Below are 23,561 nucleotides of genomic sequence, written 5' to 3' on the forward strand. Positions count from 1 at the left end.
AGCTTAAAATGAGCAAACAACTGCAAGACGCATACATCGTCGCCGCAACCCGCACCCCGATCGGTAAAGCACCGCGCGGCATGTTCAGCAAGACCCGCCCGGACGACCTGCTGGTCGCCGCCATCAAGGGCGCCATGGCTGCCGTGCCTAACCTGGACCCGGCCCTGATCGTCGACGCGATCGTCGGCTGCTCCTTCCCGGAAGCAGAGCAGGGTTTCAACATCGCCCGTAACTCCGTGGTGCTGGCAGGCCTGCCGAACACCGTGGGCGGCGTGACCATCAACCGTTACTGCGCTTCGGGCATCACCGCCCTGGCCATGGCTGCCGACCGCATCCGCGTTGGCGAAGCCGACGTGATGATCGCCGGCGGCGTGGAGTCGATGTCGATGGTGCCGATGATGGGCCACCACCCGTCGATCAACATGGACACCTTCAAGGACGAGAACGTGGGCTTGGCCTACGGCATGGGCCTGACCGCCGAGAAAGTGGCGCAGCAGTGGAAGATTTCCCGCGAAGACCAGGACGCCTTCGGCCTGGAATCGCACCGCAAGGCGATCGCCGCACAACAGGCTGGCCTGTTCAAGGACGAAACCACCCCGGTCGAAATCATCACCCGCACCCCTGACCTGCGCACCGGCGAGATCAAGGTTGGCAAGCGCACCGTGGACACCGACGAAGGCGCCCGCGCCGACGCCTCCATGGAAGGCATGGCCAAGCTGAAGCCAGTGTTCGCCGCCAAGGGCACCGTGACCGCCGCGACCTCCTCGCAGATGTCCGACGGCGCCGGCGCGCTGATCGTGGTCTCCGAGAAGATCCTGAAAGAACACAACCTGACCCCGCTGGCCAAGTTCTCCTCGTTCGCTGTTCGCGGCGTGCCACCGGAAATCATGGGCATCGGTCCCAAGGTCGCCATCCCAGCCGCTTGCGCAGCTGCCGGTATCACCCAGGACCAGCTGGACTGGATCGAACTGAACGAAGCGTTCGCCGCCCAGGCCCTGGCCGTGATCCGCGACCTGAACCTGGACACCAGCAAAGTGAACCCGATGGGCGGCGCAATCGCCTTGGGCCACCCGCTGGGCGCAACCGGCGCGATCCGCGCCGCGACCGTGGTGCACGCACTGCGCCGCAACTCGCTGAAGTACGGCATGGTCACGATGTGCGTGGGCGCCGGCATGGGCGCAGCAGGCATCATCGAGCGCGTATAATCCGCGCAAGCAAGCGATAAGCAACAGGGCGCTTCGGGAAACCAGGCGCCCTTTTTCACATCCACAATCCGGCGAGAAGACAGTGTCTGACCCTGCGGGTCAGACACAGGTTTACCGGTTTAAAAGGAGACAAACGACAATGGCCATCCAGACCAGCAAAGCCAACGGCATCCTGACCATCGAATTCGACCGCGTGGACCGCAAGAACGCGATCACCTCCGCCATGTACCAGACCATGGCCGACACCATCAACGCCGCCGAGGGTGACGCCGAAGTACGCGCCATCCTGATCACAGGCAAGCCGGAGATCTTCACCGCCGGCAACGACCTGGTCGACTTCGCCATGACCACCACCGCCAACGACGGCGTGGCATTCACCGACCGTCCTGTGATCCAGTTCATGAAAGCCCTGTTCAACAGCACCAAGCCGGTCGTAGCGGCCGTGAACGGCGCAGCCATCGGCATCGGCACCACGATGCTGATGCACTGCGACCTGGTGTACGCCGCCGACAACGCCAAGTTCTCGGTGCCGTTCGCAGCACTGGGCCTATGCCCTGAATTCGGCTCCAGCATGCTGCTGCCGGCCAACGGCGGCCACGCCCGCGCGGCGGAAAAGCTGATGCTCGGCGAACCGTTCAGCGCCCAGGAAGCCTACGACATGGGCCTGATCTCCAAGCTGCTGCCAGCAGACCAGGTGCTGGCCCACGCTCAAGCGCAAGCCGCCAAGCTGGTCGCGCTGCCAGCCGAATCGATCCGCCAGACCAAGCGCCTGATGAAGGCCGGCCGCGAAGCGCTGAAAGCCCACATCGACGTGGAAAGCGCCCAGTTCGGCGCCATGCTGACCGGCGCCGAAGCCAAGGAAGCCTTCACTGCCTTCTTCGAAAAGCGCAAGCCGGACTTCTCGAAGTTCGCCTGATCGGAGCCACAATTGATTGCCGCGCCTGCCTGGCTGCCATTCGGCTTGCTGGGCCTTTCAATTGCCAGCACCGGCCTCGCGGTCACGCATAGCGAGCGGCCGGCTTTCTTGCGCAATCTCTGGCTGGTCTTGCTCGCACTGGCGACCGGCGCCGGCCTGGCGGCGGGCGTGTTGCGCCCCATCGCCCTGGCCAGCATCGCCGCTTTGCTGGCTTTCGCCTGGCTGGCGACCCGCCATGGCAAGTCCGCTGTGCGGGCGCTGTTGACGATATTGACGCTGGTGCTGGCACTTGCGCTTGCAATGCACGCCGTTCCCGGCTACGACAATCCGCTGCTCTTGAAAGATGTCCGGCTGTCGGCGCACTCGGCGCCTTACACCTTGTATGCGAACTTCGACAAAGGCGTGGTCGGGCTGGTGCTGCTCGCGTTGTTCTGCCGCCGCGCCAGTTCCTGGCGGGATTTTGCCGTCGCATCGAAGTCGCAAGCACCGGTGGTTGCGGGGATGTTGTGCGGAGTGCTAAGCATAGGCTGGGCGATTGGATTCGTGCATCCGGATTTCAAACTGTCGCCATTCCTGCCGCTGTTTGCCGTCATCAACCTGCTGTTTGTCTGCGTGGCGGAGGAGGCATTCTTCCGAGGCGTCATCCAGGAACAGCTCGCACGCTACAGCGATGCCCTGGCAGTAGTCGTCTCCGGCCTGCTGTTCGGCGCTGCGCACCTGGGCGGCGGCTGGCAGTTTGGTGTGCTCGCCAGCCTGGCCGGACTGGGTTACGCGGTGCTGTATTCAAGGACAAAGCGCATCGAGATTCCGATTGCGGCCCACTTCGTGTTAAACCTGGTGCATTTCGTAGCATTCACGTATCCGCGCGCTGGCTGAGAAAAGTCTCTGGAGAAGCGCCTGACGGCAAGCACTTGATCTAATTCGCGATGAATGGCCGTTGGCAGTCGGAAGCCAAAGGTTCCTGGACCGCGATCTCGCGCGCGCCTTACCTTTTAATATTCTTCCACCAAGGTTGCGCGCGTACCGCAGTTTTCAAAGCCATGGAACAGCGGTAGCAGGCTTTTGTGGCATACGACGCCGGGCGAGAAGCAACCATCAATGACGAAGAGCAGGCGCTCGTTGATTGGCGTACTTGCCATCAACTGCGTGTTGAAGCGGAAGGTCGTGACGTCGGGCGGGCTGGAGCCTAATCCCCTGTCAACCTTGTCGTCCCCACTCATGATCTCCGACAGTTCCCAGTCCAGGCAAGCGAACTTCGCCGTGAATCCTACGTACCAGTAATCGTGCAGCGTTTTGTCGTCGTGGACATACTGCGCAGGGTGCGTGAAGATCCGGCTGACGCCTTGTCCCAGCAATGCATCCCGTACCGGCTTGCGCACCAGCAGGTTATCGAATTCGAACATCACATCGGGTGGCACCGCCAGCGATGGGTGGCCCAACCGGCGAGCCCACTGCTTTGAAATATTGTAGAAGGCAAGCGGGGGAGAGCCGGGCGGCAAGGGCTTGGTTTCGTATTCGAGTTCTTCCGTTTCGTGGAAGGGGCGCGGCGTTGGCAGGGAATCGCTGTGGCCGCGCTTGATGAAGTAATACTCTTTTTCGAAGTTGCTCATTGTGTGCTCGTTATTCGTAATCGACAGTACCGACTTGGGGACCTGACGTCCTGTGGTCCAGGCTTCCGCAGCGGCGGCATGATTTGTCTTTGTGGATTGCTGCTTTCAGCGTCGCCAGGTTGGAGCGCGACGTGGGCGGCAACTCCAGGTCATCTTCCCGTCCCTCGGTGCGAAGGGCGCCGATCTTGTGCACTTCATCTGCAGCACGCGTGAACTGGATCAGCGACTCGGCGAAGACTTCAGGCGCCCAGTCAAATGCCAGGCCGTCGTGCCCGCCGGTCAGCGACGCTTCAAGGCGTTCTCCGATTTCGAAGATGATGTTGTCGACCACCCGCCCAGTGGAAAGCAGCAGGAGGGGCAGCAACAGCCGCAGTTCCAGCATCAGCGTGCCGCCTCCAGCGCCCGCGATATAGGCGTACATGGCGGGTGGAATGGCGTCGAACATGATCTCCATATGGGCCAGCCAAATGAGCATGCTCTCGTGCTCCTCGAGCAGGTCGTCGACCAGTTGCCTGTCTTGCGACGCGCGGATTGCTTCAGCCAGTTCAGGCCAGATCGCCGGCAGCACGCGCGCGAGAAAGTCTTCGATGCCGGCCTTGTCGCCGTTGGCGATCAGCGTGGGAAGGGACAAGACGGCGCCGCGATGTTCGCGCAGGGCGGCGGCAAACGCTTCCCCGTTGCCTGTGGTCCCGTGGGTGAAGTCATGCGAAGCCGCGCGACGCTCGCGGCCGGGTCGCAGCTTGAGACCACTGGTGACGGGCAGGCCTTGCATCGATTCCTTCCACCAGACCCATTCGTCCGCCTGGTCGGACTGCGCCGCTTCGCCTGGAATGGCATGCAGGCGCAAACTGTCGGAAAAGTCGTTCCACAGCCCCGCGTCAAACACGATGGGCCGTGAACGGAGCCACTTGGCAGGCGGCGGATTCCAGCCCACTTCCGCTGCCGCCTGGTAGGTAATGGCGGCCGCTTCCTCCCAGTGTTCACGATAGGTCTCCAGTGCTTCCACCATGTACAGGAAGGCGCTGTGCAAGCGCATGGCAATCATCCTGCGCTGTCCCCTGATTTCATGCGCAAGCTCTTTCGTGAGAAGGTCTATAGCGACTGGCGATACAAGTTTCGACATGGCTCTACAAATTGCAAAAAAAGCAAACAAGTATTGTAACAACAGGTCCAAAGTCGTGTCGTACAGCCATGCGGTGCCGCGTATAATGCAAGCGACTTTTCAACCGGAGACCTGTCAATGTCCATGCAAGTCCTGCGCCGCGCCGCTGCCCTGTCCGTTCTGGCCGCCGCCATCGCCATCCCTGCCTACGCCGGCAGTTCCGCTTCGTCCGCATCGAGTGCCGGTTCCGAGTCCTCGGGCAGCGTGTCCGATTCGATCGGCGGCTCCAGCAAGAGCTCCAGCGGGAACGACAGGAAAGTGGCCGCTGGCCAGTACCGCGTCATCGACGTTGCAGAAGCGCCGGGCAAGCCGGGTGCCACGCGCCTGAAGCTGCAAGGCCAGGGCAATGAATTCTTCCTGACCGTGCCGAAAGCCGCCCTGGCAGACCGTGCACTGCCAGCCGGCGCACTGGTGCAGGTCAACGAGCGTCCATACGGCTACGAATTCGCATATGCCGATACGCAGCAGGCCTTCTTCCTTGCCCTGGACGAAGCATGGCAACGCGAACTGCGCTCGCACGCCATCTGATCGCTGCCTGCCTGGCGCTCGGCTGGAATGCCGCAGCGCAGGCGGGCGGAATGATGTTCTGCGACCGTCCCGCGAAAGTCACGGCGACGGCGCAGGACCACGTGCTGCGTTTTGCAGCCGTGGTGAAGGATGAACTGGAACGCTCGGGCGCCACGGCCGCCGTCGTTTCGCGCGCCGGCCTTGACCTGGCGCGCCTCGGCCTGCGTTACTCGCACGCCGGCCTGGCGTTGAAAGACAATCCGAACAGCCCCTGGTCGGTGCGCCAGCTTTACTATGCCTGCGACGAAAAGCGCCCACGCATCTTCGACCAGGGCATGGCCGGCTTCGTGCTCGGCGCGGAAGAACCGGCGCACGGCCACCTGTCGCTGGTGCTTCTGCCGGACGAGCAGGCCAGGACGCTGCAGGCGGCGGCACTGGATGCGCAAACGCCGCTGTCGCTGCTGGCAGGGGAGTACAGCGCCAATGCGTATGCCTACAGCACGCGCTATCAAAACTGCAACCAGTGGCTGGTAGAGCTGATGGCAAGCGCCTGGGGCGCAGCCGCTCCCCGGCGTGAAGACGCGCAAAGCTGGCTGCGCGAACGCGGTTACCAGGCGGAGCCGGTCGCCGTAGGCCGCACGCTGGTGATTGCCGCACATTTCGTGCCGCTGGTGCATGTGCAGGACCATCCCGACGAAGACCTGCGCGCGCAGACCATGCGCGTCAGCATGCCTTCGTCGATTGAACATTTTGTTCATCGCGAGTCGCCGCAAGCGCGCCGCCTCGAGCTTTGCTATGACCCGAACCATATCGTGATCCGGCGTGGTTGGGAACCAATGGGCGCAGGCTGCGAAGCGCAGCCTGGCGACGAGGTAATCGCTTTTGAAAACAGTCACTGACAAGGTCATATGAATACGATTGCTTCGCTTTACCTGATCTCCGCAGGGGCGCTGGCAATGTCGGCATTCCAGTCGGCCCTGGTGGCGCGCAACAGCTCCTATGGGCGCGCGTGCTGGGCGTTTGCGGCCATCTGCCTGTCCTTTGCCTGTTTCCAGTACGCGAACGTGCAGCAGCAGCTTGCTCCGGGATTGGCGGAAGCCATCGCGGCGCACAAATGGGTCAACTTCTTTTCGATCCTGCTGGCGCCGCAGTTCTGCTACCTGGTCGCCTCGCTCGACCCAAGCCGGAACGCATTCCGCCTTACCTACGGCATTGCCTTCATCTCGGCCATACTGGCGGTGGACAATTTCATGGTGCCTTATGGCTACCGCTTTTCCGCGCTGGAGACCGAAGCGCCCATCGAGCTGGTGTGGGGCGGACATGCATTCCTGCTGTTCGGTGAAACGACGGCTGCCTATACGGTCAGCCGCTTGCTGTCGCTGGGGGCGACGGCGTTCGCAGTCGTCTACTGCATCCGCGTGCAACGCCAGAAGGCGCGTTTTTCAAACCGGCTGGTGTGGAGTTCCGCCGCGCTGGTGGTGGTGACGACGGCGCTGGGAGGTGCGACCGACACCGGCATGCTGCGGATGCCGTATTTGAGCGGTTTCGGATTCCTGTTCCTGGCTGCCTCCTACCTGCTGCTGGTCAGGCGTGAAGCGACCCAGCGCCTGACCGAGAAGATCCGCATCAGTGCCGCGCTGGAGCGCGAATTGGAGAACCACAAGCTTTCCAGCAGGCGCATCGAGCGCGCCCTGACCAATGATGAACTGACACGGTTGCCGAATCGCGAGGGCGCGCTGGAAAAGCTGCGCGCCATGTTCGTCTGGAGCGAATCCAGCCTGACCAGGACGGCTGTGCTGCTGCTTGACCTGGACCGGTTGGCGATCATCAACGGTACGCGCGGCTACGAGATAGGCAACCAGGTGTTGATCGAGGTGGCGCAGCGGCTGCGCGAACATTGTGGCAAGCGCAGGCTGGTGGCAAGGCTGGGCAGCGCGCGCTTCGCAGTTGGCATTGCGGGCCACAAGACCCTGGCAGGGATCGAGCGCGAAGTGGAGGGCATCATGGCAGCGATCAAGCCGCCATTCACCGTGGCGGACACCGTACTGAACATGACGTTCAGTGCCGGCGTGGCGATCTATCCGGACCATGCCAATTCGGCGGAAGACTTGCTGGCGTCGGCAGGCCTGGCGCTGCACGAGGCACGCGACCTGGGGCCGGGCAATCTGCGCGTGTTCCACCCTTCGCTGCAGCAGTCGCTGAGTGAGCGCATCGGCCTTGAAAATGAGCTGAAGGAAGCACTCGAGAACGGCGAGCTTTTCCTTCACTACCAGCCGCAGGTCTGCGCCGTTACTGAACGGGTGCTGGGCATGGAAGCGCTGATCCGCTGGCAGCACCCGGAGCTGGGCCTGGTCATGCCGGACAAGTTCATTCCACTGGCCGAGGCGACGGGCACGATTGCGGCGATTGGCGCGTGGGTAATTGAAAGCGCCTGCCAGCAATTGCAGAATTGGCGGGCGCTGGGCTTCGGCGACGTGCGGATGGCGGTCAACCTGTCGGCACAGCAGCTGCTGCTAAGCGATCTTGGCGACAACGTGCAGGCAGCCTTACGGCGCGCGGGGCTGATGGGTGAAGACCTTGAACTCGAAATCACCGAGTCGGTGCTGATGCAGGACCCGCAGCGCTCCATCGAAAAACTGGAGTCCCTGCGCAGGCTGGGTGTGCGGCTGTCAATCGACGACTTCGGCACCGGCTATTCCTCGCTCGGCTACCTGAAGATGCTGCCGGTGCACTCCTTCAAGCTTGATCGCAGTTTCGTGCGCGATATCGGCACCAGCGAAAAGGATCTCGAGATCTGCGCCACGGCTGTCGGCCTGGCGCGCAACCTCGGCCTGGAAATCGTTGCCGAAGGCGTGGAAGATGCGGTGCAGGCCGACCAGCTTCGCCAACTGGGCTGCAACCTGCTGCAGGGCTATTACTTTGCGCGCCCGCTCGCGGCGCATGCGGCGACCAATTACCTGATGGACCGGATGGAAGCTGCTGCATAAGCTGGCAAATCGAAAAGTAACTTGTTCAATTTGCTTTCGTTTAAAATAACGTGCATTGCAAAGAAGAAATGAACGAGGATCGATATGGACGCACCCATTGCTTCGCTCTACCTGATATCCGTGGGAGCGCTAGCAATGTGTTCATTCCAGGCGGCTTTGCTGGCGCGCAGCAGTTCCTACGTGCGGGCTTGCTGGGTCTTCGCCGTGATTTGCTTCACGTTTGCGTTGTTCCAGTATGCGAATCTGCGGCAGCAGCTGGCGTCCGACCTGGCGGCAGCGATTGCCGCCCACAAGTGGGTCAACCTGTTTTCGCTATTGCTGGTGCCGCAGATCTGGTACCTGATTGCCGCACTCGACGACCGCAAGCGAGCCTTCTTCCTTAGTTATTTTGTCGCGGGCGTGACGCTGCTCCTGGTGGCGGACAATTTCATCTCGCCATTTGGCTACCGCTTCGCTTCCCTTGCTGCCGAGGCGCCCTGCAAACTGCCCTGGGGTGAACAGGCATTTCTCCTCGCCGGTGAGACGACTCCGGCTTATACCGTCAACCGGCTGTTGTCGCTGGGAGCCGCCCTGTATGCCGCGGCCTTCTGCATCCGCGCCCGGCGCGAGCGCGCGCGCTTCTCCAATCGCGTGGTATGGCTTTCCGTGGCGCTGATCGTAGTGACGACCGCCATGGGCGGCGCAACCGACGCGGGCAAGCTGCAACTGCCTTACCTGAGCGGCTTCGGCTTCCTGTTCCTCGCTGCTTCGTACTTGCTGCTGGTGCGGCGGGAGGCCGCGCGGAGCATGACCGAGAAGATTCGTATCAGCGCCGCGCTGGAACGCGAAGTCGAAAGCCATAAGCTTTCCAGCCTGCGCTTCGAGCATGCGCTGACCAACGATGCGCTGACGCGTCTGCCGAATCGCGCGGGTGCGCTGGAAAAGCTGCGCGCCATGTTCATCCAGAGTGAATCGAACCTGACCAGGATGGCGGTGCTGCTGCTTGACCTGGACCGGCTGGCGATCATCAACGGCACCCGCGGATACGAGGCCGGCAATCAATTGCTGGTCGAAGTGGCGCAGCGCCTGCGCCAGGACTGCAGCAAAGGCGGGCTGGTGGCGCGCCTGGGAAGCGCGCGCTTTGTCGTCGGCATTGCGGGCCACAAGACTGTGGCTGGCATCGAGCGCGAAGTGGAAGAAATACTGGCCGCAGTCAAGCCGCCATTCAGCATTCCCGGCACGGTACTGAACATGACCTTCAGCGCCGGCGTGGCTGTCTATCCCGACCATGCTTCGTCGGCGGAGGATCTCCTGGCTTCGGCCGCGCTGGCCTTGCACCAGGCGCGCGACGCCGGGCCGGGCAACCTGCGCGTGTTCCACCCTTCGCTGCAGCAGACGCTGAGCGAGCGCATCGGCCTGGAAAACGAATTGAAGGACGCGCTTGAAAAGGAGCAGTTCGTCCTGCATTACCAGCCGCAGATATGTGCCGCCTCCGGGCGCGTGGTGTGCATGGAAGCGCTGATCCGCTGGCATCATCCTTCGCTCGGGCTGGTCATGCCGGACAAGTTCATCCCGCTGGCCGAAGCGACCGGCGCGATTGCCGCCATTGGGTCGTGGGTGATCGATGCCGCCTGCCGGCAATTGGCGAGCTGGCGTGAAAACGGTTTCATCGATATTCGCGTGGCGGTCAACCTGTCGGCGCAGCAGTTGCTGCTGTCCGATCTTGGCGATACCGTGCAGGCAGCCTTGCAGCGCGCCGGCCTGTGGGGCGCCGATCTGGAACTCGAAATCACGGAGTCCGTGCTGATGCAGGACCCGCAACGCTCGATTGAACGGCTGGAGGCTTTGCGCAGGCTGGGCGTGCGCCTGTCGATTGACGATTTCGGCACAGGCTATTCCTCGCTCGGCTACCTGAAGCTGCTGCCGGTGCATGCCTTCAAGCTTGACCGCAGCTTTGTGCGCGATATCGGCAAGTCGGCCAAGGACCTGGAGATCTGCGCCACCGCGGTCGGCCTGGCGCGCAACCTTGGCCTTGAGATCGTGGCCGAAGGGGTGGAAGATGCGAGCCAGGCGACGCAGTTGCGCAAGCTCGGCTGCCATCTCCTGCAGGGCTATTACTTCGCCCGTCCATTGGCCGTCTACGCCGCAACGGACTTCCTGGCAACCGAAAGGAGGGTCGCATGAGGCCCGGCTGGAAACCGACCCGGCGCAATCGCAACGCCGGCACCAAGGCGAATGGCGTTTTGAAGGCAATGGCTTCAGTGGGCCGGCAATCAACCTTGAGGCGCGCTCGCTGCTGCCATATCGCTGGGGCAAGCATATCAATCCCGAAAGCGCGCGCGAGCTGGCGCGCCTGCGTGATGATGGCCATGAGATCATAGGCACGCGGCGCGGGTTCGAGTTTCGGCCGACGCCGGCCAGCCTGCGCAACACCGTCCTGTTTCGTACCTTGCTGCATGAACTGGGTCACCACGTCGACCACTGGCTGCGCAAGGACGACAGCTACTACTTGCGTACGCTGGCGGCACGCGAGGACTTCGCGCGTCGCTATGCAGCGGAGGCTCAAGGGCGGCTGCAGCACTTTGGGCCGATCGTCGACCCTGAGCGCATGGCAAAGGAAGGGCTGCAGCCGGCCTGGTTCACCTTCTAATCATTCCCAGTGCCAGGACTGGCCCCAGCTTTCCTGGTAGTCCCACAGGTGCAGGTCCTGGCCATCGAATGAACCCCACCAGGCGTCCTTGACGTCGATTGCCTTGCCAGGGGCGTGGGCCGGGCGCAGGGTCTGGCCGGACCAGGAGAAACGCTGGTTGGCCTTGTCGTTGCAGTCCCAGACGACCAGCTTGGCCCCGTTGCCGGTACCGAAGGCGTAGACGTCGACGCATTTGTCGGGATTGTTCTTGCTGCGCAGCAGTCCATCCGGGTCCTGGTACCACAGTTGCGTGACCTGGCCCTGGCAGCTCCAGTGGTGGACCGGCGTGCCGTTGGCCATGTTGTTGCCCTCAATGTCCATGCACTTGCCACGGCCGTCGACCAGCTTGCGGAACACATAGGCGCTGCCAGGCTTGACGCTGGCAATCACGCCCGCCCCAGTGACGGAACCATCCGACGCCAGGCGGATGCGCGCGCTGTCGCCGTCGACCATGAAGCTGGTGGCGATGGCACCGGACAGCGATTTCACCAGCGCTCCATTGCGGTCATACACGTGGATGAAGTCCCGGTTCGCATCGGTGCCGCCGTTGACGTAGACTTTCAGCGCGGCTGCGCCGGGGATAGTCAGCCACTGGGAGCGGTCTTCGTTATTGCCGTAGGCGCCGCTGCTCCAGCTTATGGCAAGCGCTTCGATGCTGACGCTTGCTCCGCTGGACGTGCCGGCGCCGTCGGAGACCAGTTGCGCGATGACGCCGTTCTCGGCGACAACCAGCGATTGGGCAAGCGTTCCGCTGAAGCTTTGCAGCAGGCGACGGTTGCTGTCGTAAATGCGCAGCGCGTCGCCCGCGCCCAGCACGCCGCTGACGTTGACGCGCACTGCGCCGGCACCGGGCAGGCGCAAGGTTTGCGCGAGGTCGGCGTTATTCCCGTAGGCGCCGGTGTCCCAGCGCGTTGGCGCATCGTCATATTTTTCCCATTTGCCTTCCTCCGCCTGGTCCGAGTAATTGAGCCAGACGGGATTGGCGCCGGCCGCCAGGCGCAGGCGTTCATTCATGTACGCGTTGGCGGGAACGGAAAACGCGAAGCCGCTGCCGAAAGCCGCGACGCAAGCCTGCTTGCCGCCCTGCCAGGCGCCGGCCGCAGGCGTAACGCGCCAGTCGTCCGGCTGGGCCTTGCCCTGGCAGGCGAAGCGCAGCGCCACGGTGCAAGCGGCATCGTTCCAGCGCCCGTCGCCGCGCATTTGCGCGCAGTCTTCATTGTTATAGTCGTTCGGTTCGCCTTCGGCCCAGGACCAGATGGCGGAGGCGATCATGCCTTCGTCCCAGCGGTCCGCATCGACGTTGTCCACGCCGCAGCGCATCAGGGCAGGGATGTTGGAAGGGTCGATGGTGCCGGTTTCGTCGACCCAGGAATCGGGCAGCACGTCTTTGCCCAGCTTGGAGTCGGAGACCGCGTAGATTTTGTCCTGCTCGATCGGCAAGCCGTCCACTGTGCAGTTAGCGGTGTTGACGTACTTGACTTGCCGGCTGTTCCAGCCGCCCGCAGCGCCGGTGGCGAACAATGGGCCTTGCCAGACCACGGCGCCATCGTAGGTATTGTTGGCAGACTTGACGATCACCCGCTTGCCGCGGGCGATCATTTCGCGCGGCGTTTCCCAGCGGTTGGCCGGCTTGTCGGAGGGCTTGTACAGCAGGTTTCCGAAGACTGCTGTCAAGGGACCCACCACGCCGGCCTGGTTGTTGGCACGATCCTCCAGGTCGACAAAGACGATTGCCTTCGGATTCGCGTCAAGCCAGTTGCGAATCTTCCACAACTCATTGGGATAATTGTCCGGAGCGCCGTAGATCGCCGCACAGTCCTGGTGGCACAGCTGAACCTCTCCATTATTCATGTGCAGGTCCAGGTCGACGTTGCGGATGCCCGAATTGAGCAACTGGTTCATCGGCCAGCGCTGGTTGGCCCAGGTGGCGCCGCTGTCGTTCCATGCATTATGCGCGCCCAGTACCTGGATGCGATTGAGCGGGGTGTCCATGGCTACGTCGTATTGCGTGCGGATGCCCAGGCCAAGGTCCGCAGCGTGCAACGCCTGCATCCCGAGCAGGAGAGAAACGATGACGCCTGCCAGCTTCATTCTGCCTCCGAAAGGTGAGTGCCCTGAACCGGAAAACATACCCCAGGAAGGGTGTGCGCACGATGGAGGGCAGCCTCTAGGATTTTGGCTCGTGCGGTCATTTACTTGTAGCAGAGTCCTGCTAGTTTGGCCGGCACACCCATTCATAGGAGGAACAGATGCTGAAAACCGTTAGCTGCGCGGTCGTGGCCGCGTGCGCCTTTTCCGTCTTGCCGGCCTTGGCGGCTTGCCCTGACTACGTGACGGCGGCCAATCCGCCTGCACTGTCGGGCCCTGCGCGCAAGGGCTTTGCCAACTTCGGCAACACCATCCTGGCCGGCCTGTACAAGCCCTGGCATATGGCGCACGACGTCATCGTGAAGACGGGACAGCCCGCGACCATCACCGGCAAGTTCGATTACGATGCGGTCCTGCACAAGGACCTGGAAGGCGAACGGGTGCATGCCTACCTGTATGGCACCGGCATGCAGCAGTGGCAGTATCTCGGCAGCTTTATTACCGACAGCGACGGCAAGGCCAGCGTGCCCCTTGGCGTGCGCCCGGTCGGCGACTATGTGGTGCGCTTCGTGGTGGAGGGAGACCTGAGCAGCACCAACGGCTACCTGAGCGTGGTCGATCCAAGCCGTGACGCGGTGCTGTTCGACATCGACGGCACCCTGACCATCAACGATTTCGAAGCCTATGCCGATTACGTCGGCGTCAAGACTGCAACGGCGTATTCCTACGCGCCGCAGGTCGTGAATGCCTACCGCCAGAAAGGCTACCAGGTCATTTTCCTGACCGGACGGCCTTACTGGGTAACGAAGGATGGCCTGGAATGGCTGAAGATCCAGAACATGGGGCAATGGCACTACCACTCAAATCCCTACGGCGGCGGCCCCATTCCTCCGGACACGCAACAGTTCAAGACCGAGTATGTGCGATACCTGCGCAACACCGTTGGCCTGAATATCGTGCGCGCCTACGGCAACGCCACGACCGATATTGCGGCCTATGCCGACGGCGGCATACCGAAGGCGCAGACCTATATCATCGGCCCGAATGCAGGCGCGTCCGGCACGCAGCCGATCCAGGGCGATTACACCGCCCATTACAGCTTCGTGGTGGAACCTACGCCGGTGGCGAGCTGCCGCCTGTAACGTGGTAGATTCCCACTTTGAACACTGAGAAGGAGGTTTGAAGTGGGAATCCTTGACGGCATGCTGGGTAACGCGTCCAAGATCGACATCGCGGACTTGCGGGAAGACTTTGCGAAAGTCCTTGCACCGAATGAGCGAGTGGAGCATGCTTACCAACTGATACGCGACTATTTCGTGTTTACCGACAAGCGCCTGGTGGTAGTGAACATCCAGGGTGTCACGGGCAGCAAGAAGGAGTATCACTCGATCCCTTACAAGAGCGTGACGCATTTCAGCATCGAGACCGGCGGCACGCTGGACCTCGACGCCGACCTGAAGATCTGGATCTCCAGCATTGCGGAACCGTTCACGCAAAAATTCAACAAGCGCCTGAGCATTTACGAAGTGCAGGCAGTCCTGGCGAGCTATGTGCTGAAATGAAGCGAATTGTCTTCGTGCTGGTGTTGGCTGCAGCCGCCTTCTATATCTGGGGCGATCCTGCGGGGCTGCTGCACCGCGTCAGCATGTGGACTTGCGACTGGCTGCGCGTCTTCAAGGTTTGCTGACGCATCCATTGTTCGCCGGCGGACGAATTGTTACGGCGAGGCGCTCGCTAGCATGATGGCTTTGAAGGGAGCCAGCCATGCCAGCCTACGAAGTCATCGACATCCCCAGCCACCAGCCAGCCCTGGTGGCGCGCGTGCGGCACACCGCCCCCGACCGTGCCAATGGCGCTCTGCCCGTACTGTTCGTGCACGGGGCTTCGTTCCCCTCGGGATTGTCTTTCGATTTCCGCATGGATGGCCAGTCGTGGATGGACTGGATGGCTGCCCGCGGCTACGACGTGTATGCGCTCGACTTTCCCGGCTACGGGCTGTCGGATCGCTATGCCGGCGCTGCTGCATCGCCGCCTGGCCGGGCGCGCGAGGTGGCGCAGGATGTGGGCAGCGCGGTGGACGCCATCCTGCGCAGGACGGGCAAGCCGCAAGTCCTGCTGGTCGGGCATTCCTGGGGCGGCTCGGTGGTGGCGCGCTACGCCCTGGACCACGCGGCCAAGGTGGCGAAGCTGGTGCTGTTCGCGGCCATCACGCCGCGCGCTGCAGCCGGCCCGGCGCCGGCGGCTGCACCTGCCAAGCCGGTCGATGCCTACGAGGCATTGACGCCCGCCCAGCGCATCGCTGCCATGGACGGCTTGCGCCCGCCGCAGGAACCGCCACTGTTGCACGCCGATGTCTTCGCTCGCTGGGGTGCGCAATGGCTGGCGTCGGATGGGCGCCGCGATGGCGCAGTAAGCTTCCCTGCCGGTCCCAGTGCCGACCTTGCGGACTTGCAGCAGGGCAGCAGCTATTACGATCCCGCGCGGCTGCAAATGCCCGTGCTGCTGGTGCGCGGCGAATGGGACGCCTGGCCCGGCGACGCGGACTACCGCATCTTGCAGGCCGCGATCAAGGGCGCACGCTACGTAACCATCGCGCGCGGCACCCACGTGATGCACCTGGAAGCGGCACGCGTGCAGCTCTATGAAACGGTGCGCGGATTCCTGGACTAATTGATGCCGTAGCGCGCACGGATGGCAGCCAGCGCGCCGTTCTGCTCGAGCTGGGCGATCGCCTGGTTGATGCGCGCGAGTTGCGCTTGCGTGGTGCTGGCGGCATTCAGCATCAAATGCACCGGCGCGCGGTAGGGCATGTAGGGCAACTGCACGATCCGGACCTTTTGCAGGCGCGCGATGTGGCGCAGGGCGTGGGCATCGCCCATGATCAGGTCGCCGCGTCCGGCCTCGAGCATCTTGATGCCCTGTTCGAAAGTGCCGAAGGTGCTGCGCCGTCCTTCCGCGTTCAGCAGCGGCAGGGCGCGTTCGTAGTCGTCGCCGTAAAAGCCAAGGCGCGGCGCCAGCAGGCTGGCATGCTGGGTGGCGATGTCCTGGAAACTGTCGATGCGGCGCAGTTTGTCCAGCTTTTCGGGCAGCGTGAACAGGCCCACCGTCTCCTGCCGGTAGGGCAGGCTGAAACGGGCGTAGCCGCGCCGCTCCTCAGTGGCGGATGCGGCCATCAGCAGATCCAGTTTGCCTTGCTGGAACAGCACGTTGCGCCGCGCCGGCGGCATTTCCTTTTCCAGTTGCAGGGCGCAGCCGGCATGCTTGAGTATGGCCTGCAGCAATTCGAAATCGACGCCACCCAGCACTTCCTTATCATTGTGATAAAAGTAGGGCGGCCACTCTTCCGGCGCCAGGCGCAAGGTGCACGCCTCGGCCGGGCAGGCGAGCTGAATCAGGAGTGCAGCGAGCAACATCCTCATGACCGAGGGCATCCGAAAATATCCACGAGGACAGTGTTTCAGATGGCAGCGTCGCTGTAAAGAAAAAAGCTGGTGAATGTGGTGCCGGTATATTTCCCGACCGCCGGCCCCGGTAGTGGCGCCGCAGCGCCAGGTGCACGCATTTTGCTGGCCGAATGTGACCGCCGTTTGACGCCCGTTTGACGCCCGTGTGACGGCTTGGTGTAATAGCGGCCATGAAAGAAATACATGCACTGCTGCAACAAGCCGTCGCCCTGCACCAGAAGGGCGAACTGGCGCGCGCGCAAGCCATCTACGACGAGGTGCTGCGCGTCCAGCCGCTCAATTTCGATGCGCTGCACCTGAGCGGGGCACTGGCGCGCCAGCAGGGCGAGCCGCAGCGCGCGCTGGACTTGATCGATGGCGCGTTGGCCATCGATGCCCGCCGCGCCATCGCCCATTGCAACCGCGGCGTCGCCTTGCAGGACCTGGGCCGCTATGAAGAAGCCCTGGCCAGCTTCGAACGCGCGCTGGCCTTGCAGCCGGACTACGCCATCGCCCTGAGCAACCGCGGCAACGCCCTGCGCCACCTCGGGCATCTCGATCGCGCGCTGGAAAGCTACGAGGCGGCGCTGCGCCTCGCGCCCGGCTATGCCGACGCCCTGTGCAACCGTGCGCTGGCGCTGCAGGCGCTGGCACGCCACGAGGCTGCGCTGGACAGCTTCGGCGCGGCGCTGAGGGTGCGGCAGGAATATCCGGAGGCCCTGCATGGCGCCGCCGTTTCGCTGCTGGCCCTGGGCAAGCCGGCCGATGCGCTGGAAGGCTTCGAGCGGGCACTGCACCTGCAGCCGGAGTACGCGGAAGCATGGTGTTCGCGCGGCGCCTTGCTGCTGCGCGCGCAGGATCATGAGGAAGCGCTGGCAAGTTTCCAGGATGCGCTGGCGGTGCGCCCGCGCTACGCCCGCGCCCAGCTTGGGCTGGCGAACACCCTGCGCGCCATGGGCCGCCGCGATGAAGCGGTAAAAGCCTACCAGGCAGCGCTGGCCTTTGGCGCCGATGCCGACACCGTCGGCTACATGCTGGCCATCATGGGCGCCGAGCAGGCGCCGGGCGCCTCGCCGGCCGCTTATGTGAAGGCGCTCTTCGACCAGTATGCCGGCAATTTCGACCGCCACCTGGTCGACGTGCTGCGTTACCGCACGCCGTCGCTGCTGGTGGAAGCCTTGCGCCGCCACTTGCGGCCGGGCGAGCTCGATGTGCTGGACGCCGGCTGCGGCACCGGCCTGTGCGGGCCGCTGCTGCGGCCACTGGCCTGCCTGCTGGAAGGCGTCGACCTGTCGCCGCACATGCTGGACCGCGCCCGCGATACCGGCCTGTACAACGGCTTGTACTGCGGCGAGATGGTGGGCTATTTGCGGACCCGCCCGGCCAGCGTCGACGTCATCGTCGCGGCCGACGTGTTTGTCTACCTGGGTGAGCTGAAACCGGTGTTTTCCGTGGCGCGGCTGGCGCTGCGCAGTGGCGGCCGCCTGGCCTTCTCGGTGGAGGCGCACGAAGGCGCCGAGGACTTCGTATTGCGTTCCTCCGGCCGCTATGCGCATTCGCGCCAGGGCATCGAAACGCTTGCGCGCAGCCACGGCTTTGCCATCAATGAAATCACCCCAAGCACCCTGCGCCAGGAAAGCGGCGAAGACATGCGCGGTTTGCTGGTCATATTATCGAGAGGCTGAATACATCCCATGCGCATGATCATGGCAGAGCCGCTTGAAATCGCCGCAAATGCGATCATGGCAGTCTCGATCGTCCTGGCGGGACGCAACAATGTCCATTCCTGGTGGACCGGCATTGTTGGCTGCTCGCTGTTTTCCGTGCTGTTCTACGACTCCCAACTGTATGCCGACGTGGCGCTGCAGCTGTTCTTCATCGTCACCTGCATTATCGGCTGGCGCCAGTGGCTGCGCGGCGACCATGGCCATGCGCTGCATATCCGTACCACGCGGCCTGCCGTCCTGCTGATGATGGCGCTGGCGGGCGTCGCCGCCACCGCCGCCTACGGCCTGATGCTGAAGCACTACACCAACGCTTTCGCGCCTTTTGTCGATTCGACCGTGCTGATGTTCTCTGTCATCGCGCAAGTGCTGCTGATGGGGCGCCGCATCGAGAACTGGCCGGTGTGGCTGCTGGTGAACACCATCTCGGTGCCGCTATACGCCAGCCGCGGCCTGTACCTGACGGCCGTGCTGTATGCGGCCTACTGGATCAATGCCCTGGTGGCGTGGCGGCATTGGCGCCGCGAGCGCCGGGCAGGACACTAGGCAGTCTCAGAACTGGCGCTCGTAGCTGGCGCGGATCCAGGCCGGATTGTCGATGGACTGCACATTCTCCTTGCGGCCGTTGGCATCCGCATACACGCTCCCGGCAAGAGACGGCTGGCGCAGGATGCTGCCGGCGGTGATGCGCCATTGGCTGCCGGGTGCGAGGCGGTAGTTGAGGTAAGCTTCCAGGTTGCGTTCAACGCCGTTATAAGCAGATTGCCATCGCGTGATCCGGACCCGGCCCGTGGCGGTGTACGACAGGTTGGCGCCGCCACCCCATGGCCCGGACCGGTAATCGGCGCCGGCGTTCGCGGTCCAGCGTGGTTGCCGGGCCAGGCGGTTATCCGGGCCCGGCACGCTGTCCACACGCGACCAATGGCGCCCGGCGGTGAGGGAGAAGCGCAGCGGCGTTGCCGGAAGCGGGCCTTTCCATTCCAGCTCCATGCTGCTGGTGCGTGCGCTGCCGAAGTTATCGGGCGAGGAAACCCAGCGCCCATTCATCTCGGAGACTGCGTTGAAGATCACGTCGCTGATGTGCCGCGTACCGGCGGACAGGGAGAACAAGGCGCCATCCTTGCCGTAAGCTTCGAATGCGACATCCAGGCCGCGCGCCAGCTCGGGCCTGAGCTGCGGGTTGCCGCTGGCATCGGGCGCCAGTTCCGTATTGACCAGGCTAAGAAGACGGCGCGGCATTAACTGGTTGGTGGTGGGGGCCTTGTAAGTACGGGCCAGGGCAAAGCGTAGCTGGCGGCGCTGCTCGCCGGGCAGCTTCCATAGCGCTTGCAGGATCGGGCTGGTGACGCCGGCGCGCACCGTCACCGCGGCAAAATCGTTGCCGCTGCTGCGCGTCTCGCTGGTCTCGCGCCGCAGGCCGCCATACAGCGACCAGCCGGAACCGAGTTCCCATTCGTCCTGCACATACGCCGCTGCATTCCGCAGGCGGGTGCGCGAGGTACGATCGAAATCGACGACGCCGGCGCCGCCTGCCGACGTCTCGTCCTGCTGCTCGCGTTCGCGCTGGTCGCTGGATGACAGGTCCCAACCGAGGCTGATGGCATGGCCGCGTGCGGCTGGCAGCGACAGCTTGCCGGTCCAGCCTCCGCGCCGGCTGCTGGCGTCGACGTCGTAGCGACGGTCCAGGGTACGCTCGCCAGCGGTGCGCTCAAAGCCCGAGTTGCGCTCGCGTTGCACCTGGTCGCCGCTGATGCTCAGCGTGGATTCGATGCGGCCGCCTTCACCCCATGGGCGCGACCAGTTGCCTTCCGTGCGCAGTGCCGCCGTTTCATCCTTGCGCCCATAGTCGGTGTGCACGTAGGGCAGCACGCTGCCGCCGGTCAGTTGCACTTCGCGCGCGCGGTCGGCATGAAAGCGCACCACATTGGCGAAGGTTTGCCATCCCAGCGTTTCCGTTGCAGACAGCTTCCAGTTGAAGCGGCTGTTTGCGTTGAAGAACAGGAAGCGGTTGCGGCTGCGCTCTTCTTCCTCGCGCCGGCTGGTGAGCGCGCCGGACGGAGTGGTCTCCAGCACGCCGGTATGTTCCGGCCGATGGTTGTTGCCTTGCGTGACGCTGGCATTGAAGGTATGGCTGCCTGTGTCATCCTTGTCCGCCAGACCGAAGCCGGCGCTGCGCGATGGCAGGTGCGCCGGCAGGGTGGCGGCAGCGCGCCATTCCCGCGTTGGCTTGCTGGCGCTCCTGCGCAGCACGATATTGATGGTGCCTGCTACCGCCTGCGTGCTGTGCTCTGCCGTGGCGGAGCGTATCACTTCGATCTTGTCGATCATTTCCGGCGCCAGGTTGTCCAGTGAAAAGCCGGGGGGAGGGCGGTCGCCGTTGAGCAGGACCTGGGTGTAGCCGGCTCCGAGGCCGCGCATGCGCGGGCCGCCGTCGCTGACGGACACCCCCGGTAGCCGCTTCAGCACCTCAAGGGCATTGGCGTCGCCGAATTTGAGGATTTCCTCGCGGGTGATGATGGTGCGCGAGGCAGTGTCGCGCTCGCGCTGCATGTCGGCGCTGGCTCTTACCTGCACGACGGGCGGCGTTTCCTGGGCGTAGGCGCGTGCGAAGGCCATCGCCGCGCAGGCGATCAGTCGAATTTTCATGGCTTGTGGCTTACTTCAGGACGAAGATGGCATTCACGGTTTGTGAATAGGGGATTGAATCCGGCACGCTGTATTTGCCGGTTTGCGGCGCGGTGCCGCGCGTTTCGCGGCCGGCCTGCAGTTCCATGAACGGTGCGCCGACCTGGGCAAGCGGGCCGCGTGCGATGGCGACCACGGGGCCAAGCTTGCGGCCGAAGGCTTTGGCCAGCGAGTTGCCCTTGTTGCGCGCGTCGCCGGCGGCGGCTGCCATCAGCTGGGTGTTGATATCGTCGCTATCGGTGCGGTCGAAGGTCGAACTGATGCCGGTGACGTGGGCCAACTCGACCAGCTTGGCGACCAGGTCCGGCCATTGCGCCAGGTCGCGCACGCGGGCGTGGAACAGGCGGCCCATCGAATAGGCTGGCGCCTGTTGCTCGTTGACCGGGACGGTTTTCTTTTCGATCTCGTAGGATTCGATGTCGGCTTGCTGCACGCCGTGATCGGCCAGCAGCTGCATCACGCTGGCGCTCAATTCCTGCAACTGGGCGGCGGTGGCTTCCGCGCTCGCATCCTGGGCCCCGGCTTCGAACTTCACTTCGCCGATGTCGGGCCGCATCCACAGTTGCGCCTTGCCGGTGGTGCTGACGAACGGATGCGAAGGGAGGGGGGAGGCGGATGCCTGCGCGCTGCAGGCGGCGGAAACCAGGCCCAGAACCAGTGCCGCGATGCTGGTACTCAATCTCATCAGCTGTGTTCCTTATTCGAGGGTCCAAACGTACTGCATCTGCTGCCAGGTGGCGACGGGTTTGCCGCGCACCCTGGCGGGTTTGAAATGGCATTTGCCGATGCCGGTTCGCGCTGCCGTGTCCAGGCCCGGGTGGCCGCTGGACCTGACCACGCGCGAGCCGGCGACGTTGCCGCGTTCGTCGATGTTGAACGACAGCGTCACGGTGCCGGTATGCTCGGCTTGCAGGTCCTCGCTGGGCCACAGCGGCTTGGCGCAGGACTTGAAGTCGACCACGGCCGGCGTGCGCGCTGCCGGGACGTTGGCGGCGTCGACGCGGGCATTCGCGTAGCCGGCCAGGCAGGCGGCGGCGACGCCCAGCGCAGCCACAGCGGCCTTCCAGTTGCTGCGCTGCTCTTGCGGCACCATCAGGTGGCGGATGCGCTGCATCAGGTCGCCCCCATCGGCGGCCAGCGCCACGCGCTGGGAGGCGAACTGCATTTTCTCCAGCTCGGACAAGGCGAGTGCCAGGCGGCGCGGTTCGCCTGTCAACCTTGCGGCAATGCTGTCGGCTACCAGTTCGCGTTCGTGGCGGATGCGGCGCGACAGCCACCATACGGCAGGGTGGTAGAACAGCAGGGTCTCGACCACGTTCTGCATCAAGTTGACCAGGAAGTCATGGCGTCGCACATGGGCCAGCTCGTGCGCCAGCAAGGCTTCCAGCAATTCCGGCGGCATGCGCGCCAGCAGCGCGGCCGGGACCAGCACGACCGGACGCCACCAGCCCGCAGTGATCGGGCTGGCCAGCGTTTCAACGATGCGCAGGCCGACCTGGCGGCGGATGCCAAGGCGGGCTGAGAGACTCGAAAGGCGCTGCTGCCAATGGCCGTTGCGGCCGCCGGTGCGGCGGGCGCGGGCTATCCAGGCCAGGCCGAAGGCGCTGCGCAGCGCCAGTGCGCCGACGCAGGCCAGCCAGGCGGCGACCAGCATCGGCAAGTGCCTGTCGATGCTGGCCAGCAGTTCGCTTTGCCCGAGCGTGGCCGCGCTGCCAGACAGTACCAGGGCTTGCAGGGAGCGCGGCGTGGCCTGCAGCGCACTGGCGAATTCGCCGGCCGGCCACAGCAGGCAGGCCAGCATGGCCATGCAGGCGACCGCGTAGCGCGCGCCGGGGCGGGCGCCGCGCATCAGCCAGAGCAGGGCGGCCGCAGCGAGGCCGACCAGTGCACCTTGCCAGACAAAGTGGAGCAGGGCCCAGCCGGCCGCGTGGATGATGTCATTCATTCGGCTTGTCCTCCTGCTTCAGCAGCGCTTCGATTTCTTCGCGTTCCTTCTTCGAGATGCCGCTGCGCAGAGCCGCCAGAACCAGCGCCTTGGCGGAACCGGCGAAGGCGCGCTGCAGCAGGTCCTGCAGCATATTGCCCTGCATCGCCTCGCGCGCCACGGCGGCGGCATAGATATGGGAGCGCTGGCTCTCGTCGCGGATCAACAGGCCCTTGCCATGCATGATCTGCATCAGGCGCAGCACGGCGCCGTAGGCCAGGTCAGGCTTCTCGCCCAGCATGGCTTCGTGCACCTGCTTGGCGGTGGCGGGGCCCAGCGGCCAGATCGCCTGCAGCAATTCCAGCTCGGCGGGAGTGGGTTTCGGAATGGTAGCCATGTTTATTTCCTTCTAAGGTTTTGACTAGAATAGCCTGTCTAGACAGAGTTGTATACTTTGCCGTTTTCCTTGTGGCGAAATGTAGACAATGCTGTCTATATATTCAATTTGCATATAAGTCTGAGATTTAATTAGTTTCTGAAATGAAGGGTCGACGTTATAGTTGCCGCATGAATTCGCAAGCTGTCCTCCGCCGCCACACCATCTACATGCTCTGCATGGCGCAGTGCATGTGCCGCTGCTAA

21 protein-coding genes are annotated in these 23,561 nt (G+C 63.7%); 13 read left to right on the plus strand and 8 right to left on the minus strand.

What is annotated here, in order from left to right; translation table 11 throughout:
- The first annotated feature begins 8 nt into the window (after positions 1-8).
- The 3 genes from ACN9M3_RS04710 to ACN9M3_RS04720 all read left to right on the plus strand — a co-directional run bounded on the left by ACN9M3_RS04710 (position 9) and on the right by ACN9M3_RS04720 (position 2,997).
- On the plus strand, positions 9-1,205 hold the full coding sequence (locus ACN9M3_RS04710; protein WP_426167983.1) for an acetyl-CoA C-acyltransferase: 1,197 nt from the start codon (positions 9-11) through the stop codon (positions 1,203-1,205).
- A gap of 139 nt (positions 1,206-1,344) precedes the next feature.
- Positions 1,345-2,121 carry an enoyl-CoA hydratase gene (locus tag ACN9M3_RS04715; RefSeq protein WP_426167985.1) on the plus strand — a complete coding sequence of 259 codons (777 nt, stop codon included), beginning with the start codon at positions 1,345-1,347 and terminating at the stop codon, positions 2,119-2,121.
- Positions 2,122-2,133: 12 nt separating this feature from the next.
- Positions 2,134-2,997 (plus strand): CPBP family intramembrane glutamic endopeptidase, encoded by an 864-nt coding sequence (locus ACN9M3_RS04720; protein ID WP_426320833.1) that lies wholly within the window; start codon positions 2,134-2,136, stop codon positions 2,995-2,997.
- Positions 2,998-3,113: 116 nt separating this feature from the next.
- Here ACN9M3_RS04720 and ACN9M3_RS04725 read toward each other — a convergent pair whose 3' ends face one another.
- Both ACN9M3_RS04725 and ACN9M3_RS04730 read right to left on the minus strand, forming a co-directional pair.
- Positions 3,114-3,731 (minus strand): hypothetical protein, encoded by a 618-nt coding sequence (locus ACN9M3_RS04725; protein WP_426167989.1) that lies wholly within the window; start codon positions 3,729-3,731, stop codon positions 3,114-3,116.
- Between the two features lie 10 nt (positions 3,732-3,741).
- Entirely contained in the window at positions 3,742-4,767 is a 1,026-nt protein-coding gene (locus ACN9M3_RS04730) for a hypothetical protein (RefSeq protein WP_426320835.1), read from the minus strand.
- Positions 4,768-4,971: 204 nt separating this feature from the next.
- Between ACN9M3_RS04730 and ACN9M3_RS04735 the strand changes: the two genes are divergently transcribed.
- From ACN9M3_RS04735 to ACN9M3_RS04750, 4 genes are all read left to right on the plus strand, one after another.
- On the plus strand, positions 4,972-5,421 hold the full coding sequence (locus ACN9M3_RS04735; protein ID WP_426320837.1) for a hypothetical protein: 450 nt from the start codon (positions 4,972-4,974) through the stop codon (positions 5,419-5,421).
- Complete coding sequence (locus tag ACN9M3_RS04740; RefSeq protein ID WP_426320839.1) at positions 5,388-6,299, plus strand: DUF2145 domain-containing protein; 912 nt, start codon at positions 5,388-5,390, stop codon at positions 6,297-6,299. The genes ACN9M3_RS04735 and ACN9M3_RS04740 overlap by 34 nt, the downstream gene beginning before the upstream one ends.
- 9 nt (positions 6,300-6,308) lie before the next feature.
- On the plus strand, positions 6,309-8,387 hold the full coding sequence (locus ACN9M3_RS04745) for a putative bifunctional diguanylate cyclase/phosphodiesterase (RefSeq protein ID WP_426167997.1): 2,079 nt from the start codon (positions 6,309-6,311) through the stop codon (positions 8,385-8,387).
- Positions 8,388-8,471: 84 nt separating this feature from the next.
- The gene (locus ACN9M3_RS04750) at positions 8,472-10,550 is read left to right on the plus strand and encodes a putative bifunctional diguanylate cyclase/phosphodiesterase (protein WP_426320841.1); all 2,079 of its coding nucleotides are present in this window, start codon (positions 8,472-8,474) and stop codon (positions 10,548-10,550) included.
- Positions 10,551-11,016: 466 nt separating this feature from the next.
- Here the strand turns inward: ACN9M3_RS04750 and ACN9M3_RS04755 are convergent, their stop codons facing one another.
- Positions 11,017-13,146 carry a ricin-type beta-trefoil lectin domain protein gene (locus ACN9M3_RS04755; protein WP_426320843.1) on the minus strand — a complete coding sequence of 710 codons (2,130 nt, stop codon included), beginning with the start codon at positions 13,144-13,146 and terminating at the stop codon, positions 11,017-11,019.
- Positions 13,147-13,304: 158 nt separating this feature from the next.
- On the opposite strand from ACN9M3_RS04755, the gene ACN9M3_RS04760 reads away from it, so the two are divergent.
- From ACN9M3_RS04760 to ACN9M3_RS04775, 4 genes are all read left to right on the plus strand, one after another.
- Entirely contained in the window at positions 13,305-14,285 is a 981-nt protein-coding gene (locus tag ACN9M3_RS04760) for a lipin/Ned1/Smp2 family protein (RefSeq protein WP_426320845.1), read from the plus strand.
- Positions 14,286-14,327: 42 nt separating this feature from the next.
- Positions 14,328-14,705, plus strand: coding sequence for a PH domain-containing protein (locus ACN9M3_RS04765; protein ID WP_426320847.1), 378 nt, complete (start codon positions 14,328-14,330; stop codon positions 14,703-14,705).
- Entirely contained in the window at positions 14,702-14,830 is a 129-nt protein-coding gene (locus ACN9M3_RS04770) for a hypothetical protein (RefSeq protein ID WP_426168007.1), read from the plus strand. Before ACN9M3_RS04765 ends, ACN9M3_RS04770 begins: the two co-directional genes overlap by 4 nt.
- Positions 14,831-14,907: 77 nt before the next feature.
- On the plus strand, positions 14,908-15,813 hold the full coding sequence (locus ACN9M3_RS04775) for an alpha/beta hydrolase (protein WP_426320849.1): 906 nt from the start codon (positions 14,908-14,910) through the stop codon (positions 15,811-15,813).
- Here ACN9M3_RS04775 and ACN9M3_RS04780 read toward each other — a convergent pair.
- Positions 15,810-16,562, minus strand: a complete 753-nt coding sequence (locus ACN9M3_RS04780; RefSeq protein WP_426320851.1) for a substrate-binding periplasmic protein — start codon at positions 16,560-16,562, stop codon at positions 15,810-15,812. The genes ACN9M3_RS04775 and ACN9M3_RS04780 overlap by 4 nt on opposite strands.
- Positions 16,563-16,777: 215 nt before the next feature.
- Here ACN9M3_RS04780 and ACN9M3_RS04785 point away from each other — a divergent pair, with 215 nt between their 5' ends.
- Together ACN9M3_RS04785 and pnuC are read left to right on the plus strand one after the other, a co-directional pair.
- A complete protein-coding gene (locus ACN9M3_RS04785) occupies positions 16,778-18,271 on the plus strand; it encodes a tetratricopeptide repeat protein (protein ID WP_426320853.1) in 1,494 nt (497 codons plus the stop codon).
- 9 nt (positions 18,272-18,280) lie between these two features.
- Positions 18,281-18,856, plus strand: a complete 576-nt coding sequence (gene pnuC, locus ACN9M3_RS04790; protein WP_426320855.1) for a nicotinamide riboside transporter PnuC — start codon at positions 18,281-18,283, stop codon at positions 18,854-18,856.
- 6 nt (positions 18,857-18,862) lie between these two features.
- Here pnuC and ACN9M3_RS04795 read toward each other — a convergent pair whose 3' ends face one another.
- The 4 genes from ACN9M3_RS04795 to ACN9M3_RS04810 are packed head-to-tail and all read right to left on the minus strand — an operon-like array spanning position 18,863 to position 23,316.
- Positions 18,863-20,956, minus strand: a complete 2,094-nt coding sequence (locus ACN9M3_RS04795; RefSeq protein ID WP_426320857.1) for a TonB-dependent receptor plug domain-containing protein — start codon at positions 20,954-20,956, stop codon at positions 18,863-18,865.
- A gap of 10 nt (positions 20,957-20,966) precedes the next feature.
- Positions 20,967-21,680, minus strand: a complete 714-nt coding sequence (locus ACN9M3_RS04800) for an SIMPL domain-containing protein (protein ID WP_426320859.1) — start codon at positions 21,678-21,680, stop codon at positions 20,967-20,969.
- Between the two features lie 12 nt (positions 21,681-21,692).
- The gene (locus ACN9M3_RS04805) at positions 21,693-22,940 is read right to left on the minus strand and encodes a M56 family metallopeptidase (RefSeq protein ID WP_426320861.1); all 1,248 of its coding nucleotides are present in this window, start codon (positions 22,938-22,940) and stop codon (positions 21,693-21,695) included.
- Positions 22,933-23,316, minus strand: a complete 384-nt coding sequence (locus ACN9M3_RS04810; RefSeq protein WP_426168023.1) for a BlaI/MecI/CopY family transcriptional regulator — start codon at positions 23,314-23,316, stop codon at positions 22,933-22,935. The genes ACN9M3_RS04805 and ACN9M3_RS04810 overlap by 8 nt, the downstream gene beginning before the upstream one ends.
- Between the last annotated feature and the right edge of the window lie 245 nt (positions 23,317-23,561).

The sequence above is a fragment of the Pseudoduganella sp. R-43 genome (genome assembly GCF_049913255.1).
Lineage (GTDB): Bacteria > Pseudomonadota > Gammaproteobacteria > Burkholderiales > Burkholderiaceae_D > Rugamonas.